This is a genomic window from Pseudidiomarina donghaiensis, assembly GCF_900116895.1.
In the GTDB taxonomy this organism is placed as follows: domain Bacteria; phylum Pseudomonadota; class Gammaproteobacteria; order Enterobacterales; family Alteromonadaceae; genus Pseudidiomarina; species Pseudidiomarina donghaiensis.
In genome coordinates this window covers 46,246-62,010 of the sequence record NZ_FPCF01000007.1, presented here as the reverse complement: position 1 = coordinate 62,010, position 15,765 = coordinate 46,246, and the positions used below count along the sequence as shown (strand labels likewise).

The following is a 15,765-nucleotide window of genomic DNA, read 5'->3' as shown; positions in this document are numbered from 1 at the left end:
AAGCGCTATGGCTGAACCACAAATTTGTGTCTAAGCTTAAAGGATGCATCGTTTAGATAAGGAGTTAGGCTATGTCGAGCAACGACAGCTTGAATACGTTAAGTACGCTAGAAGTAAACGGTAAAACCTTTCATTATCACAGCTTACCGAAAGCTGCTGAGCAGCTAAAAAGCATTGGCGACGTAAGCAAATTGCCAACGTCAATGAAGGTGCTGTTGGAAAACTTGCTACGTAATGAAGACGGTAGCACGGTATCCAAAGAAGATATTGAAGCCATTGGTCATTGGCTAAAAGAACGAAAGTCTGACCGCGAAATTCAGTACCGCCCAGCGCGAGTACTCATGCAAGATTTCACCGGCGTTCCTGCCGTGGTTGATTTGGCCGCCATGCGTGACGCCGTTGCCAAAGCTGGGCAAGACCCGAATCAAATTAACCCATTGTCAGCGGTTGATTTAGTGATTGACCACTCGGTTATGGTCGATAAATTTGCCACGCCTGAAGCCTTTAAAGAAAACGTACGCATAGAAATGGAACGTAACTTTGAGCGTTACCAATTTTTGCGTTGGGGCCAAAATGCCTTTGAAAACTTCCGCGTGGTGCCGCCAGGCACCGGTATTTGCCACCAAGTAAACCTTGAGTATTTAGCCAAAGTAGCTTGGACCAAAGAGCAAGACGGTAAAACCTATGTTATGCCGGATACCTTAGTCGGCACCGATTCGCACACCACCATGATTAACGGCCTAGGTGTATTAGGCTGGGGTGTCGGCGGTATTGAAGCGGAAGCGGCGATGCTGGGCCAGCCAGTGTCGATGCTGATTCCTGAAGTGATTGGTTTCCGCATGACCGGTAAGTTACCAGAAGGCGTTACCGCAACGGATTTAGTGCTAACCGTAACCCAAATGCTACGTAAGCATGGTGTGGTGGGTAAATTTGTCGAGTTCTATGGCCCAGGCCTTGATAACCTGCCATTAGCAGACCGCGCCACCATTGGTAATATGGCGCCTGAATATGGCGCAACATGTGGCTTTTTCCCAGTTGACCAAGAAACCTTGCGCTACCTAGAACTTTCTGGCCGTGATCAAGACACCATTGATTTGGTAGAAGCCTATGCGAAAGCGCAAGGCATGTGGCGCGAAACCGGTAACGAGCCGGTATTCACCGATAGTTTAGAACTTGATTTAAGCACTGTAGAAGCATCGTTGGCAGGGCCAAAACGTCCACAAGACCGTGTGGGTATGCCGCAATTAGGTGCAGCCTTTGACTTGGTATTAGAAAGTAGCGGGCAGGGCGCCGAAAAAGAAAAATCGGTACCGGTTAAAGGTAAAGACTACAGTTTGTCACACGGTGACGTCGTAATTGCAGCGATTACTTCGTGTACCAACACCTCAAACCCGAGTGTGCTTATGGCCGCAGGTTTAGTGGCGAAAAAAGCGATTGAAAAAGGCTTAAACCGTAAACCTTGGGTGAAGTCGTCGCTGGCGCCTGGTTCAAAGGTTGTGACCGATTACTTAGCCAAAGCCGGATTTACCCAGTACCTCGATAAACTTGGCTTTAACCTTGTTGGTTACGGCTGTACCACCTGTATTGGTAACTCAGGGCCGTTACCTGATGAAATTACTGACGCCATTCGCGAAGGTAATCTGACAGTGTCGTCGGTGCTTTCCGGTAACCGCAACTTTGAAGGCCGTATTCACCAAGACGTGAAAGCCAACTGGTTGGCGTCGCCGCCCTTGGTGGTTGCCTATGCGTTGGCCGGTACAACCCGTATTGATTTGAGCAAAGACCCATTAGGCGACGATCAAAACGGTAACCCGGTGTACTTAAAAGACATTTGGCCAAGCAGCAGTGAAATTGCTGAAGCGGTACAGTTTGTGGATGGCGACATGTTCCGCCGCGAATATGGTGAAGTATTTAAAGGCGATGACGAGTGGCGCTCTATTCCAATTGGTGAGGGTAAAACCTACAACTGGAGCGATGACTCAACCTACGTGAAGAATCCGCCGTATTTCATTGGCATCGACAAACCATTGGCAGGCCTTGGTGATGTTAACGACGCACGTGTGTTAGCGGTATTTGGTGACACCATTACCACCGACCACATTTCACCAGCAGGTTCCATTAAGCCTGACTCGCCAGCGGGTAAGTACTTGCAAGAAAATGGCGTGGCGGTGAAAGACTTTAACTCGTACGGTTCGCGTCGTGGTAACCACGAAGTGATGATGCGCGGTACCTTTGCCAATATTCGCATAAAAAACCAAATGCTTGATGGCGTTGAAGGCGGTTACACCCGTCATGTGCCAAGCGGCAAAGAAATGTCGATTTACGACGCCGCTATGTTGTATCAGAAAGAACAAACGCCATTGGTGGTGTTGGCCGGTAAAGAGTACGGTACCGGCTCCAGCCGTGACTGGGCTGCCAAAGGCACCACCTTGTTAGGCGTGAAAGCGGTTATTGCCGAAAGCTTCGAGCGTATTCACCGTTCTAACTTAGTGGGCATGGGTGTGTTGCCATTGCAGTTTATGGATGGCGAAGGCGTACAAGCGCACGGCTTAAAAGGTGACGAACAAATTAGCATTGTCGGCATTAACGACAACCTGAAACCAGGCCAAATGCTGAAAGTTCAAGCCAAGAAAGCCGACGGTTCAACGGCTGAGTTTGAGGTGAAATGCCGCATTGATACTGGAAATGAACTGGAGTACTACCGTAGCGGCGGCATTCTGCACTACGTGTTACGCCAAATGCTTAAATAAGCAGGGCGCGGCCACCGTCGACTTTAATCGACTCGCCGGTGACAAACGGGTTGTCGCGTAAAAAGCGCACCGTAGCAATCATCGGTTCAAGGCCGCCTTCTAGCTTTAATGGCGTTTCAGCGAGTACTTTTTGACGGTGCTCGCTGTCGTGCTCAGGCAAAAACAATATTGGCCCTGGTTGGATAGCGTTAACGCGCACCGCCGGGGCTAATTTTTTGGCGAATGCTAATGTCAAACTGGCTAAGCCAGCTTTCGCGGCGCAGTAGGCCACATAGTTGGTTGAGGGGCTGTCGACGTAAATATCGGTGATATTCACCACACTGCCGTTGGCAGCTGCTAATAATGGCTGTAAGTCGCGAATTAATAGATATGGCGCCGCCGTGTGCACGTTTAACACAGTGCTAAGGTTAGCCAAGTCGTCGTCAACAACAGTATTGTCAAAAAAGCACGAAGCGTTGTTCACTAGTAAATCAAGCTGCTGGGTGTGCTGTTTCAGCTCGCTAATTAACCGCGCAACCTGTTGTAGGTCAGCAAGATTCGCTTGCACCGCAACCGCACCGCGTTGCTCAAGCTCAGCAATACCATCTTTGGAGGTGTTGTAGTGGGCAATTACCTGATAGCCATCGTCTAATAGGGCATGCGCAAGAGCCAAGCCAAAACGCCGACCCGCACCGGTAATGAAAACGGTTTTGTTGTTAGTCATGACTAAACTCCATGTCGCGGGCGAGCTCTGTTGCTAACGGACGCAAACTTTTAATCACCGCAGTTAAATACTCAGGCACTTGCTGCCAACTGTCGTCATACTGTGCTTCGCCTAAAATATCGATATCCATAGGCCGATCTTTTTGGCTACTTAATGGGTCGTCACGATCACGACCGAGATCAATTTCTATTTGATTAAATTGCTGTTTCAGCTCAAGTGCCGTGAGCGGGGTATCAATGAGTAACAGCGCGTTTAAAAATTGCGCTTGGCTTTGCATGGCCACAGGGCGGGTATAAATAGCCCGTGAGTAGTGCGCGTGACCAAGCGTCTTCAGCCGCTCGCGTGCTTTGGCAAAGTTCTTCTCGGGCGCAATGTTTGCCCCCATGGTGCATAAAAATAATCGACGCATAGTGATTTCCATACTGCAATGCCTGTGAGCATACCTTAAGTTGCAATGATTTTCCTCACTTGGTAGCCTAGATACAAAGGGCTACAGGAAGGAATAGTGCCAAACCGCGCAAGGTTCGTTATTCACATCTCGCTGTTGTTACTCATCACGCTGTTTGCGCGACCCGCGTTTGCCTTGTCGCCATCAACGGCAGAACTCCCATACGCACTGAGTGCCCCCGAATTAAGTCGTGAAGGCTACTTCGTGCTTACCGCACAAGTACAATCATCGGCCGCAGAGCAGTCATTGTGGGTAGATTACGCTGGCAGTGCTCAATTTGCTCATGTCAGTCGCTCGTACCCATGGTTGGGGCAGGGCGTGGCCGACTTTCAACAAATTACTTTAACCGGTTTCACCTCGGGCGATCATTATTTCCGTTTGCGTAATGCTGCGGGCGATGTGCTTAGTAACGTGGTGCATGTGCGAGTGGATCACTACCCATTGTGGCAAGCGCTCGGATTATTCTTTGCGGGTTTAACGGTGTTTATGGTTCTGGTGGTATTGATTATTGCCAACCATCGCGCGGCGTCACGCGCTAAGGTATCGCGATCGAAAGGTACTGAGCATGAATAAAGCCACTGATTTTGCCCTCGACAGCACGCTCGGCCTCGCCTTGGTCGGCATTTTTGGCGTACTGTGGATAGCATTTGGTTGGTATTTGGGCCGCAAAAACAAGTCGCACGAAGACTTTGCCTTAGCTGGGCGCAATGTCGGCTTTGCATTAGCCGCAGCCACCGCGATGGCGACGTGGGTAACCAGCAACACCACCTTGGTTGCCCCACAATTAACCTATCAGCTTGGGGTTTGGGGCATGGTCGGCTATTCATTTGCCGCCTTAGGGCTCATTTTATTTGCCCCTCTTGCTGCGCGAATTAAACGTTTAATGCCACATGGTTACACCTCGGGCGACTTTATTCGATTACGCTTTGGCCGCGCTGCGTGGTGGGTATTCATGGTCATTTCTGTGGTCTATGCCATGGGCTGGTTGGTTAGCTTAGGCATGGCTGGCGGTATTTTGTTGCAAGCGCTTAGTGGCTTGGATTATCACATAGGCATGAGCGCAATTTTACTTATTTGCGTGGGCTACACCTTGTTTGGCGGCTTACGCGCCGTTATCGCCACCGATTTTATTCAAGCGTTAATCATTATTGTTGGGGTGGTGGGTATTGCGTGGTTTTTAATCGACACCGTCAGCTTAGAGACTATTCATACAGAGCTCAGCACGGACCACCCGCAGCTACTTGACTTGCTGTTTCCTGCAGCAGTGATGTTTCTATTCAATAATATTTTCTTTGGTTTGGGTGAGATTTTTCACTCGAACGTGTGGTGGTCACGGGCGCTGGCGTTCAAAGGTAAGGTCGCCTTTAAAGCCTTTATGCTTGGGGGGCTGCTGTGGTTGCCCATTCCTATCGTTACCGGCTTTATTGCGCTCGCTGCGCCGCAGCTGGGAATTTTCCCACCTACGGCCGACATGGTCGGGCCTATGGTGGCCGCCGAAGTACTTGGCAAAGTGGGCGCCATCGTGGTGTTCATCGTGGTTTTTTCCGCATTAGCGTCTAGTCTTGATTCATTGTTAGCGGCGACATCTGACTTAGTTACGCGTGATTTTTACCATAAAAAGTTTCGACCTGAAGCGACAGATCATCAGCTATTGCGGATGAACCGTTATTGCATTGCCGGCCTTGGCATACTGACGTGGTTATTATGCTTGCCGCAAATTGCGACCCTAGGCGCATTACTGAATTTTGCCGGCGCCTTTGTGGCTAGCACTATTTTTCCAATAGTTTTTGGCCTATACCAACGTCGTTTAACGGGTGGTTATGCGGCTTTAGCAATGGCGGTCGGCACTATGGCAGGCTTGGTGAGTTATTTTGCGATTGGCTTTTATGTGGCGGCGTTAGTTAGCTGCATTGTTTCAGCATTAATATGTGCTGTTGGCCTGTGGCGTAGTCGCACCTTATTTAATTGGCAAGACATGCAGGAGCGTGCGTAATGCTCGGCTTAACTGGTTTTAGTGTGTTGGTCACGGTGTGCTTAATTTTAACGGCTTTAGCGCCAGTAGTTTTATTGGGGCTATGGTTAAAAGATTTATTTTCTAAACAACTTTGGTAACCCATTATGAATGTAAATGACGTTTCGTTTGAACGCGAACGGCCTGATGTGTATGGCGATGCACACCCAAAAGCGCTGTTGCGAGTCATTCAGGAAGACGGTGATTTTTTAGTTAAGTTGGCCAATCAGCACATTGTGTCGGGCGATCAATTTGATCAAGACACCATGAAGCAGTTGTTTCGTTTGGCGGCTAAAATTGAGAGTAATCCAAAGCGCTTTAGCTCACCGTTGCAAAACAAAATTTTGATCAGCGCATTTTATGAACCCAGCACGCGCACGCGACTGTCGTTTGAGAGTGCCTGGCACCGCCTAGGCGGCGATATTATGTCCATTACTGACCGTTCGACCACTGGCATTGCGAAAGGTGAGTGTTTGGCCGATGTGGCGGAAATGTTCAATAACTACGGCGATTGCGTGGTGCTGCGCGACAATAACGAAAGTTCGTTGTACGAAATGATGGATGCCCTGCGCATTCCCATTATTAATGCCGGTAACGGCGTTGATGAACACCCAACCCAGGCGCTGTCAGACATGTATGCCATTTTCAAATGGCGCCCAGAGCTGATTGACCCTGTTAACAACAGCAAAATTCGTATTGGCGTTATTGGGGTGCCGAATAAAATGCGCACGGTACGTAGCTTCTTAAAATGCTTGTCGGTGTTTCCTCATGCGGTCGAAGAACTTGTGATTATTCATGATGAAGCCAGTGCTAACGACTTATTTGGCGCGGGGCAGCGCGAAGAACTTGAAGCGCGTGGCATTAACATTAGCACCTCCACCGAGCTTGATGACGTGCTGCCGCAGTTAGATGTGGTTTACATTAACGCGATATCTTGGGAAGGCGACACCTTCAACACCTATGGTAGTGCGTTCCATTTAACCGCGAACTCGCCGCTTAAAGACGATGCCATTATTTTGCACCCACTGGCGCGTGGCGAAGAATTATCGACCGATTTAGATCATACCGCACACAACTGGTACTTCAGCCAAGCGCGCGGCGCTGTGTTTTTACGCATGGCGTTGCTGACGTGTATGGTTGAACGTGCTGAGCGCGTTATTGACGTGGTATAACCCGAGGAGTTTGAAGTATGTGTGGAATAGCAGGAATTTTTAATCGCGACGCTAGCCAAGCGCCGCAGGCGCAAACTTTGGTTAATATGGCTGCCATTATGCACCACCGCGGCCCTGACGGTTTTGGCTACCATGTTATGCCAAACACCGGCGTGGGTTTTAGCCATGCGCGACTGTCAATTATCGATTTAAACGAAGATCGAGCTCGCCAGCCGTTTTTAAACAAAAGCGGCAATTTGTTGTTAGCCCACAACGGTGAATTTTATGACTTTAAACGCATCCGTGCCGATTTAACGGCGCAGGGGGCGCGCTTTCATAGCAAAAGTGACTCAGAAATTGTGCTGCACTTGTTTGAGCGTGTTGGGCTAGAACGCACGTTGAGCGAACTGCGCGGTGAGTTTGCCTTTGCCCTTTATGATCAAACTGACGACGCCATGTATTTGGTGCGTGACCGTTTTGGCATTAAACCGCTTTACTACGTTGAAACCGACGATGGTGTGGTGTTTGGCTCTGAACTCAAAGTATTATTTGCGCACCCGAGCGTGAAGCGCGAGTTTTCATCGGAAGGCTTGTACCATCAACTTATTCAAGTGATGGTGCCAGGTTCTACGGCTTTTGCCGGGGTAAAACAAGTGGCGCCCGGGCATGTGGTAAAAATACAGCGCCAAAATGGTAAGTTAACGCTGTCTGAAGACAAATATTGGGACGTTAATTTTCCTCAAGCGCACGAGTACCCCGGCGATGACGTGGACGAAACGCAGTACATTGAAGGTGTGCGTAAACACCTGCTGGAAGCTGTACAACATCGCTTAACCGCCGATGTTCCAGTTGGTTGTTACTTGTCGGGTGGTATTGATTCGTGCGCTATATTGGGGCTGTCGGCAGCCGCAACGCAAACCTCAGTGAAAGCCTTCACCATTGGTTTTGACTCGGATGAGTATGATGAAACGCCGATTGCCCAAGAAATGGCTGAAGCCACCGGTGCCGATCATCACATTATGCGTTTGAACGCCGACGACCTGTATGATCATTTTGTAAAAACTATCTGGCATACCGAACGCACTATCTATAACACACTAGGCGTTGCGAAGTATTTAATGAGCCAACAGGTTAACCAAGTCGGCTATAAAGTGGTGCTGACTGGCGAAGGTTCAGATGAGCTGTTTGCGGGCTACCCAGCATTTCGTAAAGACATGTTTTTGCACGGTTTAGACCACTTACCGGATAGTGAACGCAAGGCATGGCAAGAGCTGCTTGAGAAAAACAATAAGTTGTTCAAAGGCGCCATGCTAGCCCGCGAAGAGTTTGTCAGCCCAGCGTTTAACGCGAAAATGGGCTTTACCCCAAGTTGTGTGCAGCCTTGGTTGTCGTGTGGAGAGATTGCGCTGCCGTTGATTGCAAAAGCACGTCGGGAAAAACTTACGGACTATGACGCTGGTAAAGCCATTGCGGAAACCTTGGACGAAACGATGCTGAAAGGCCGCCACCCATTGGACCGCGCCCAATACGTGTGGATTAAAACCATGCTAGAAGGGCAAATTTTAACTTGGGGTGGTGATCGCGTTGATATGGCGAACTCCATGGAAGCCCGCCCAGCATTTTTAGACCACCACTTGGCGGAATACGCGTTTACCGTGCCCCCGCATTTGCGCATTAAAGGCAATAAAGAAAAATATGTACTGCGCGAGGCCATGAAGGGCTTATTGCCTGAGACACTGTATAAGCGCGAGAAGTTTGCCTTTATGGCGCCGCCGGCGCATACCGATCCGAAAAAGTGGCAGGCTGTGCTGAAGTTGGCTGAACAGTTCTTATCAAAAGAAGCCGTGGAAGAGGCTGGGTTACTTGATTTTGAGGCCGTACAAACAACCTTTGCTCGGCATGAATCAGAAGCGGTTTCGATTGACGAAAAAGTACAGCTAGACGCGGTAATTAATCACATGCTTGGGGTGCAAATTCTTCACCACCATTTTGTTAAAACTGACGTACCGCAGTTAGCGCAACAGCGTGCCAACGAACTAGGTTGGCACGCCTAATCGCTTAACGCACGAGTTTAAGTAGCGCTTTGGCTATATCGGTGTTGTCGATATAGCCTTTGAACGCCTCTGCACCAGGGCCGGTAGCCATTACGGGTACGTCTACTGCGGTATGGCCGCCGGTGGTCCAGCCGGTGCGGGTATGCTCACTCACAATGTTTACTAGAACTTGGTGAATGGGTTTTAATCGGTCGCGCCCTTGCAACTCTTTATCTAGCTTCACTTCGCCCAGTTGCTTCCACTGTTTGCTAGTGAGGGTAAACGCTAATTTCTCTTCCACATAAGCACGCCATTGCTGGCGCGGCATGTCGAACAAATGGGTTGCCATGCCCTCAATTGACTGGCTAATCGCATTCACTTTATCGGAATGCCAAGCGTATTCACCGCCTTGACCAAGGGTTAAACCGCCAGTTGAGTGGTCGGCAGTAATAACTAACAAGGTATTCGGGTGCTCAGCGATGTAATCACGGACAACTTGTACCGCAGCGGCAAAGTCAGCCATTTCATGCACCGCACAGGCAATATCATTGGCATGCCCACACCAATCAATCATGCTGCCTTCAACCATTAGCGCAAACGGCTTGCCGTTGGCGGTGCTTTGTTCGGTCAATAGGCGCAGGGCATGAGTTGTCATATTGGCTAATCGGCCGGGCTTATCGTCAATGGCAAATGGCAAGGCTTTGGGTGCAAATAAGCCCATCACAGGGGTTTGCGTGTATTGGGCTAAATCGTCCATGCGAGTAACGACCTGTAAACCTTGTTGCTCAAGTTCAGGTAACCAGTTTTTGTCATCGCGATGAAAGTAGTCGTAACCACCCCCTAAAAGCACATCGAAGCTCCAACCGCCATGAGCAACTTGCGTTGCATATGAGTCGGCGATGTCATTGTACATATTGCGTGAGGGGTGATGAGTGAAAAAACTAGCTGGTGTTGCATGGTTAACCTGAACTGTTGCGACAGCTCCGGTTGCCCAACCATGTTCACGAGCTAGTTCCATTAACGTGCGCTGCGGTGCTTTCTGGCTGTCTACACCAATGGCACCGTTGAAACTCTTTACGCCGGTCGCGAGCGCTGTTGCGCTTGCTGCTGAGTCGGTTACCCAAGTATCGTCATCTGGATAGGTCGTTGCTGCACCAACCAACAAATCATCAAAGGGTGTCGTAGCAAGTTCGTGGGCGCCGAGTTGGCTCATGGCATAGCGGTACGCTGAAATATACTCAAACCCCATACCATCGCCAATCATAAAAATAATATTCGGCGCTGGTGTTGCCGCAGATTCAGGAGTTGTGGTGCTTGCGCAACCGCCTAGTGTTACGCTCGCAATTAGCGTAGCTGCACCCGCTGAAATAAATTTATTCATAAGCGCTTAGAGCCTCTAAGTAAACAATTTCGCCAATCATAGCACGAGCTTATGACAGCTTAGTGACTTAATCAGTCGAGTGAACAACTATGCTCGGTGACTTTCCAAACAACCGGCTCCCAATAGCCGCCATCGGTACGTGAAAATCGTTTTTCACGTATAAAATGGGCAGCAATATAGTAGGTTTTATTCGCTTCAACGTTGAGCGTCAATTGTTTTGCTGTATCAAGACTTGAACCGCGACGTAACGTACGATCGGAAATCAGCTCATGCACGCCAATAATATGCTCACCGGTTGCCAATTTAAAATTAGGATTTTTATGACGTACGTTATTGTCATCGATCGTATTGATAAATGCAGGGAAGAAATCTCGCGTAACTGGTGGCGTAAAAAACACACTGACGCGGCCGCAAGATTGATTCGTTGCGTCAGTAACTGTGGTTTCGTTAATTGTGTTGTCAACTTCTAGGCGCCAACCAGGTATGACAGTTGCTTGTGCGACTCCCTGCAACTCAAGGGTGTCTGAACCGCGTTGGATAGTCACGGTAAATGCTTCGTTATGTTCAAGCCGTTCGATGGTTTCTAGTGTGGAAGCCAGCTCACGCGGGTTTATCGCTTTACCATTTATGTGAGTAAGCTTGTCATCTTTTTGCAAACCCATAGTGGCGGCTACCGATTGTGCACGCACTGTTAGCACGGTTCCATTGGGTTGTATAATGGCTCCCCAGTCGACAAAGCTTCGAGCCGGCTCTTCCAGCACAACTTGTTCTTGTGAACCGTAGGCTTTACTTGCAGCAATGGCGGCGGCGCGCGCGTTTTCACGCGCCTCTTGCTGCTGCATATTGGCCGCGGTAACAGCTGTCGAGGAAGCCGATGACAATGGGGAAAAGCCTGTCAGCAGTAAAGCGAGGGTTACCATTGAGCGTTTCATTTCATTCACTCCTATTGCGTTAATAGCGCACGTTGCTGCCACAAATACTCTAAAGTTGCCTCATCTGCACCGTGCAGCAAGGCCAACTGAATACGTTCGTCGAGCGCCGCTAGGGTATAATTACTGGCAAGCAACATTGGTGCGTCGCTACCAGTGGAAGGCCCAGCGTTTGGTTGTGCATGAAAGTGCCAACCAATGTAGCTCACGGCCACAACAATAGCTGCAGCGGTAGCAAATTTCCAAACGCGCCTTGGGTTGTCGTTTGGCTGCACCTGCTGCCAAGTCAATTCTATCGAGTCGACTTGCTGCTCAACATGGTTATTCCAACGATGTTGTAAGGCTTTTTCGTGATCGTTAATCATGTTGTTCCTCATTTAAAAATTCATGGAGCTTTAACAAGGCTCGTCGATAACGTTGTCGTATTGTTGCCGAAGGTTGCTGCATAAGCTCTGCAATTTCCTCGTGGCTGTAGCCTTCACCGAGATACAGCCAAACAAGAGTTCGCTCCTGAGTATCAAGCTGGTTAATTAACCGTTCAATATCATCCAGTTGAGTCAACCAGTCGGCCATGTTGTGCCATGACGTATCGGCAATGTCTGGTGGCTCACTGTTGGTTTGCGGTTGTTGTCGACGAAACTCTGCTAATGCGGTGCGAATGGTTAACTTTTTTAACCAACCACCAAAAGCTTCAGGTTTGCGAATTTGATGAATTTTACGAAAGGTTTGAATAAACACGTCTTGCGCTAAGTCACGCGCTAACTCGCGGTCGTGACATAAGCCCATTAAGGTGCGCAAAACCGCAGGTTTAAAGGTTTCAAAAACAACCCTTTGCGCTTGCGGTTTGCCACGTATGGCTTGGTTAAATATGGCTGGGCTTAGCGCGCAACCAAAACCAATTCGTTTGTGTTCCACTCAATTCGCCTTTGTTGCTCATGTGTGATGATGACTACAGTTAAGATGCAACAAAGGCGAGAGCTGTGACAAGTTTAATTATTTTTTTGATTCTAATTAAAATTGAATATCAGCATAGACAGGATCATGATCTGACGATCGATAGGCCGAAGGCGCATACCATTGTGAATTTTGCGCAGCACGATCATATTGCAAAAGTGTTGGCTCATCAGCATTGATTGACCAAACCGCTTGATTGACCACACGCCCCGTTAACAGGCCAGAAACCAATAAATGGTCTAAGCTACCCGCTTGTGCGTCGTAAACGTAGCTGTAAGCTTGTGGGTCAAAAGCATCAATTCGGTTGTAGTACCCTTGCGCCAGCAAGGTCTGAATTGGGTCTTCTTGACCATAGGCATTAAAGTCACCCATTAACACACGCAAGCCGTGATTTTTTAAATCCGGATGACGGTCGATAAATGCGGCGAGGTGCTTGGCTGATTCAGTACGAGCTGCATTCCAACAGCCTTGACCATCGTGTTGGTTAGCATTGGGGTTTTCCGCATCTTTAGGGCAGCTACCTTTTGATTTAAAGTGATTCACAGCAATAACTAAATTTTCCACCGTGTTGTTGGGTGCGAAACGCTGAATCAAAGGCAAGCGACTACGGGTTCCAAAAGACGCTTCGGTAATGGTCAGTGGCTGGCCTTGAGGCTCTACTTTGTCGCTACGATAGATTAAACCGTTGGTAATACTATCATCACCAAAACTGTTTACCCCCGCACGTATAAAGCGCCAAGGGTGTCCCGTTTGTTCGGCTAGCGCCGCTGTTAATTCAGAAATAGCACTGTATTTGCCATAGCCGTCATTTTCAATTTCCATCAGGCCAACAATATCAGCATCGAGTTGGCTTAATGCCGCAATGATTTTGTCGTGTTGACGTTGAAAGTCAGCAGCAGATTTAGCGCCGCGTTCGGTGGGAAAGGTTTTCTCGGCGCCGTTGCCATTGAAATAATTCAATACGTTAAACGCAGCCACACGAACCGTATTGGTAGCTGGTGCGGTTGGCGCCGGTGGTCGTTTATTGGTTTCAATCACCGTTACGGCAGTTGTTGGTTGCAGCCGGTACGAGCCCTTGAACTCATTCAATACACCGGTTAGCGGGGCAATAACATCGCCACTTCGTAACGTGTTCTCAGCCGTAAGTGAGGGCTTTGGCACGTTAATCTGTGCTGGGTTTGGCGCTAAATTATCGTCAATAACTAATCGCGCCAAACTATTGGCTTGAGCTTGAGCTTGTGCCTCTGCGCCGGGTTTGTGATGCTGTGTTGGTGTGTATAACCGCATGGGAGCAACGTCAAATTGGCCGTGTCGCTGCAGTTGATAGTGGCCGTTCACGGTAAGTGACTGCGTCAGTGAAAGCAGCATGCCCTCAACGGCTTCAAATGCTTCAGTGGCTGCAACTGGCAGTGTAAACGGCGTTGCTTCTATGGCCTGCTCCGATGCGCAAACGGCACTTGCACTAATGTTCTGCAATTGAGTCACGCCGTTGTGCTCGTGCACAACGCCGGTAAGGTATACCGCATCACCAACCTTCACGGCGGCATTTTGCTGGGCAATAAATAAGCCGTTTGAGGTTGTGGCATCGTTGTCGTCGTCAACTTCTGCGCTTTGAATGAAATAACCACCCAGCTGATTTTCACGGTACCAGCTGGCGGTAACAACGCCGCGTGTTGTCAGCGTTTGGTCAAGCAGCGGTGATACAGCGCCGCTGCCTTGAATGTGCGGAATTGGCGTAATGTCAGCATCGCATAACGCCGGTTTATTTAATTGAGCACAGCTACTTAACAGAAGTAACGATAAGCTACTTACGCTTAGGCGTACGATATTTTTGTTGTTCATAGGTTCCTACTTCAAGTACGTCTGCGGCATCAAGTCGTTCCGCGTCCATCATGGTGGCAATTCGCTGCATGCCTGCAACTAATTGTGATTGTTCCCAGTCAGCGAGTGCTTGGAATTTGTGTATAAAGTCTTCTTGTAAAGGGCGAGGGGCTTCTGCAAGTCGTTCGCGACCTCGCGCAGTAAGCGACAACACCACACGGCGCCGGTCTTGCACGCTACGCTCACGGTGAATAAGTTCACGATGTTCTAAGCGGTCGATAACATTACTCACGGTTGCTGGGCTTAAGGTAATATTTTGTGCGACTGAACTTGCCGTAATGCCATCGGGCGCAGCGGCAATTTCGCGCAATATTAACAGCTGTGGTGCGGTTAGTCCGGTGCGCTTATTTAACTGTTTTGAGTACAAATCTGTTGCGCGAATAACTTTGCGTAATGCAAGCAACAGCTCTTCGTACTTTTCCATAAGTAATTCCGTTTGTTCTCGATGTATTAACGTCGCGCTGATAATTCAGTACGACGAATTTGTACGACTAGCCCAAGCCGCGGATGATCAAAGTAATGGGTTTCGTGACTGATGACACGGCGCAATTGATTGAGCCGATAACTACGCAAGAATTTAGAGTCTAGCTGAGGTTGCAAGGCCTGTTCAATTTGAGCAGCTAATTCGCGTTGATTAAACTGCACGCGCTGGGGTTCTCGTAGCTCGAGATCGCTATCAATATGTAAGTAATTACCGACCAAATAAATATGTAACGTACCGTCTAACTCCCACACTGGGGTAGGGCGCTGTGAGCGTTCTCTTGCAGCGAGTAATGGCGGCGGGTTTGGTGTGCGGTGATCGCGGTAACTAAGTTGAAATTGTTGTTGCTCAACACTGCTAAACAAATTCTCTAGCTCTTCAAATAATTGCGGTACTTGCTTGGTTGAGTTCTCAACGGCTGAATCAAGTGCCATAAATGGTGGTTGCGGGTAGCCATTAGGTAAAAATTCAGGGCCAAAATTGCGCCCACCAAATAGTCGAACACGGTAATTGTTGGCTCGATTAAATACCGGTGTACGGTAAGTAGCATGCAATAGTGGTGTACCAACATTGCGGCGGATAAGTTGTTCGCGAAAGTCGGTAAACTCGAATTCTTCTGAGGCTAATAAAAATGGACGTTTCTGCGTGTGCATGTCGCCGCCATAACCATCAATTATTTTTGCTGGGGCTTCACGAAAGCCACTCATAATGCGCTCTGGGTTATACCATAGCGAATATGGGTCTTGTTCACTTGGCAAGGCACAGAATACTGGGCGTGATAGATTTTCTTCAGGACAAATATCAAGCGCGTGCAAAAAAGCGCTAAAGTCGGGAGCATAAAACGCTGACAGCAGATCATTTTGCGCTTCGAATTGACGCGGCGGATGCCATGGGAAATTTTCGTTTTCATCGTTCGGCGCGTGTTTAAAAACTAACACCTCAACATCAAACCAGCGCCAATCGGCAGGTGATTGCTGGGCCAAAGCGCTAGCGCTACAAAGCCCCATCACGGCGATTATGCTGTTACGCAACCATGCTGTCAT

At 48.9% G+C, this 15,765-nt stretch carries 14 protein-coding genes; 5 read left to right on the top strand and 9 right to left on the bottom strand.

What is annotated here, in order from left to right; all coding sequences use genetic code 11:
- The first annotated feature begins 71 nt into the window (after positions 1-71).
- Positions 72-2,750, top strand: a complete 2,679-nt coding sequence (acnA, locus tag BM334_RS10900) for an aconitate hydratase AcnA (protein ID WP_092841658.1) — start codon at positions 72-74, stop codon at positions 2,748-2,750.
- Here acnA and BM334_RS10895 read toward each other — a convergent pair.
- Together BM334_RS10895 and folK are read right to left on the bottom strand one after the other, a co-directional pair.
- Entirely contained in the window at positions 2,743-3,453 is a 711-nt protein-coding gene (locus BM334_RS10895) for an SDR family oxidoreductase (RefSeq protein ID WP_092841656.1), read from the bottom strand. The two genes, acnA and BM334_RS10895, sit on opposite strands and share 8 nt — an antisense overlap.
- Complete coding sequence (folK, locus tag BM334_RS10890; protein ID WP_157981886.1) at positions 3,446-3,862, bottom strand: 2-amino-4-hydroxy-6-hydroxymethyldihydropteridine diphosphokinase; 417 nt, start codon at positions 3,860-3,862, stop codon at positions 3,446-3,448. Before folK ends, BM334_RS10895 begins: the two co-directional genes overlap by 8 nt.
- Before the next feature lie 96 nt (positions 3,863-3,958).
- Between folK and BM334_RS10885 the strand changes: the two genes are divergently transcribed.
- From BM334_RS10885 to asnB, 4 genes are all read left to right on the top strand, one after another.
- Positions 3,959-4,474, top strand: a complete 516-nt coding sequence (locus BM334_RS10885; RefSeq protein ID WP_092841652.1) for a hypothetical protein — start codon at positions 3,959-3,961, stop codon at positions 4,472-4,474.
- The gene (locus BM334_RS10880; protein ID WP_092841650.1) at positions 4,467-5,894 is read left to right on the top strand and encodes a sodium:solute symporter family protein; all 1,428 of its coding nucleotides are present in this window, start codon (positions 4,467-4,469) and stop codon (positions 5,892-5,894) included. The genes BM334_RS10885 and BM334_RS10880 overlap by 8 nt, the downstream gene beginning before the upstream one ends.
- A gap of 125 nt (positions 5,895-6,019) precedes the next feature.
- Entirely contained in the window at positions 6,020-7,084 is a 1,065-nt protein-coding gene (locus BM334_RS10875; protein ID WP_092841648.1) for an aspartate/ornithine carbamoyltransferase family protein, read from the top strand.
- A 17-nt stretch (positions 7,085-7,101) separates the two neighbouring features.
- On the top strand, positions 7,102-9,117 hold the full coding sequence (gene asnB / locus BM334_RS10870; RefSeq protein WP_092841646.1) for an asparagine synthase (glutamine-hydrolyzing): 2,016 nt from the start codon (positions 7,102-7,104) through the stop codon (positions 9,115-9,117).
- 4 nt (positions 9,118-9,121) lie between these two features.
- Here the strand turns inward: asnB and BM334_RS10865 are convergent, their stop codons facing one another.
- The 7 genes from BM334_RS10865 to BM334_RS10835 form a co-directional block, all read right to left on the bottom strand.
- The gene (locus BM334_RS10865; protein WP_092841644.1) at positions 9,122-10,477 is read right to left on the bottom strand and encodes an alkaline phosphatase; all 1,356 of its coding nucleotides are present in this window, start codon (positions 10,475-10,477) and stop codon (positions 9,122-9,124) included.
- A gap of 71 nt (positions 10,478-10,548) precedes the next feature.
- Entirely contained in the window at positions 10,549-11,409 is an 861-nt protein-coding gene (locus tag BM334_RS10860) for a PDZ domain-containing protein (RefSeq protein ID WP_092841642.1), read from the bottom strand.
- Positions 11,410-11,420: 11 nt separating this feature from the next.
- Positions 11,421-11,771, bottom strand: coding sequence for a hypothetical protein (locus tag BM334_RS10855; RefSeq protein ID WP_092841640.1), 351 nt, complete (start codon positions 11,769-11,771; stop codon positions 11,421-11,423).
- Positions 11,764-12,321 (bottom strand): RNA polymerase sigma factor, encoded by a 558-nt coding sequence (locus BM334_RS10850; RefSeq protein WP_092841638.1) that lies wholly within the window; start codon positions 12,319-12,321, stop codon positions 11,764-11,766. Before BM334_RS10850 ends, BM334_RS10855 begins: the two co-directional genes overlap by 8 nt.
- Positions 12,322-12,417: 96 nt before the next feature.
- Positions 12,418-14,202, bottom strand: coding sequence for an ExeM/NucH family extracellular endonuclease (locus BM334_RS10845; RefSeq protein WP_092841636.1), 1,785 nt, complete (start codon positions 14,200-14,202; stop codon positions 12,418-12,420).
- Entirely contained in the window at positions 14,165-14,665 is a 501-nt protein-coding gene (locus BM334_RS10840; protein WP_092841634.1) for a MarR family winged helix-turn-helix transcriptional regulator, read from the bottom strand. Before BM334_RS10840 ends, BM334_RS10845 begins: the two co-directional genes overlap by 38 nt.
- Positions 14,666-14,691: 26 nt before the next feature.
- Complete coding sequence (locus tag BM334_RS10835) at positions 14,692-15,765, bottom strand: CsiV family protein (protein WP_092841632.1); 1,074 nt, start codon at positions 15,763-15,765, stop codon at positions 14,692-14,694.

Bases quoted from the DNA above. Each gene is read 5' to 3' on its own strand.
- acnA (WP_092841658.1), top strand. From the start codon at position 72: ATGTCGAGCAACGACAGCTTGAATACGTTAAGTACGCTAGAAGTAAAC.
- BM334_RS10895 (WP_092841656.1), bottom strand. From the start codon at position 3,453: ATGACTAACAACAAAACCGTTTTCATTACCGGTGCGGGTCGGCGTTTT.
- folK (WP_157981886.1), bottom strand. From the start codon at position 3,862: ATGCGTCGATTATTTTTATGCACCATGGGGGCAAACATTGCGCCCGAG.
- BM334_RS10880 (WP_092841650.1), top strand. From the start codon at position 4,467: ATGAATAAAGCCACTGATTTTGCCCTCGACAGCACGCTCGGCCTCGCC.
- BM334_RS10875 (WP_092841648.1), top strand. From the start codon at position 6,020: ATGAATGTAAATGACGTTTCGTTTGAACGCGAACGGCCTGATGTGTAT.
- asnB (WP_092841646.1), top strand. From the start codon at position 7,102: ATGTGTGGAATAGCAGGAATTTTTAATCGCGACGCTAGCCAAGCGCCG.
- BM334_RS10865 (WP_092841644.1), bottom strand. From the start codon at position 10,477: ATGAATAAATTTATTTCAGCGGGTGCAGCTACGCTAATTGCGAGCGTA.
- BM334_RS10860 (WP_092841642.1), bottom strand. From the start codon at position 11,409: ATGAAACGCTCAATGGTAACCCTCGCTTTACTGCTGACAGGCTTTTCC.
- BM334_RS10855 (WP_092841640.1), bottom strand. From the start codon at position 11,771: ATGATTAACGATCACGAAAAAGCCTTACAACATCGTTGGAATAACCAT.
- BM334_RS10845 (WP_092841636.1), bottom strand. From the start codon at position 14,202: ATGAACAACAAAAATATCGTACGCCTAAGCGTAAGTAGCTTATCGTTA.
- BM334_RS10840 (WP_092841634.1), bottom strand. From the start codon at position 14,665: ATGGAAAAGTACGAAGAGCTGTTGCTTGCATTACGCAAAGTTATTCGC.
- BM334_RS10835 (WP_092841632.1), bottom strand. From the start codon at position 15,765: ATGACAGCATGGTTGCGTAACAGCATAATCGCCGTGATGGGGCTTTGT.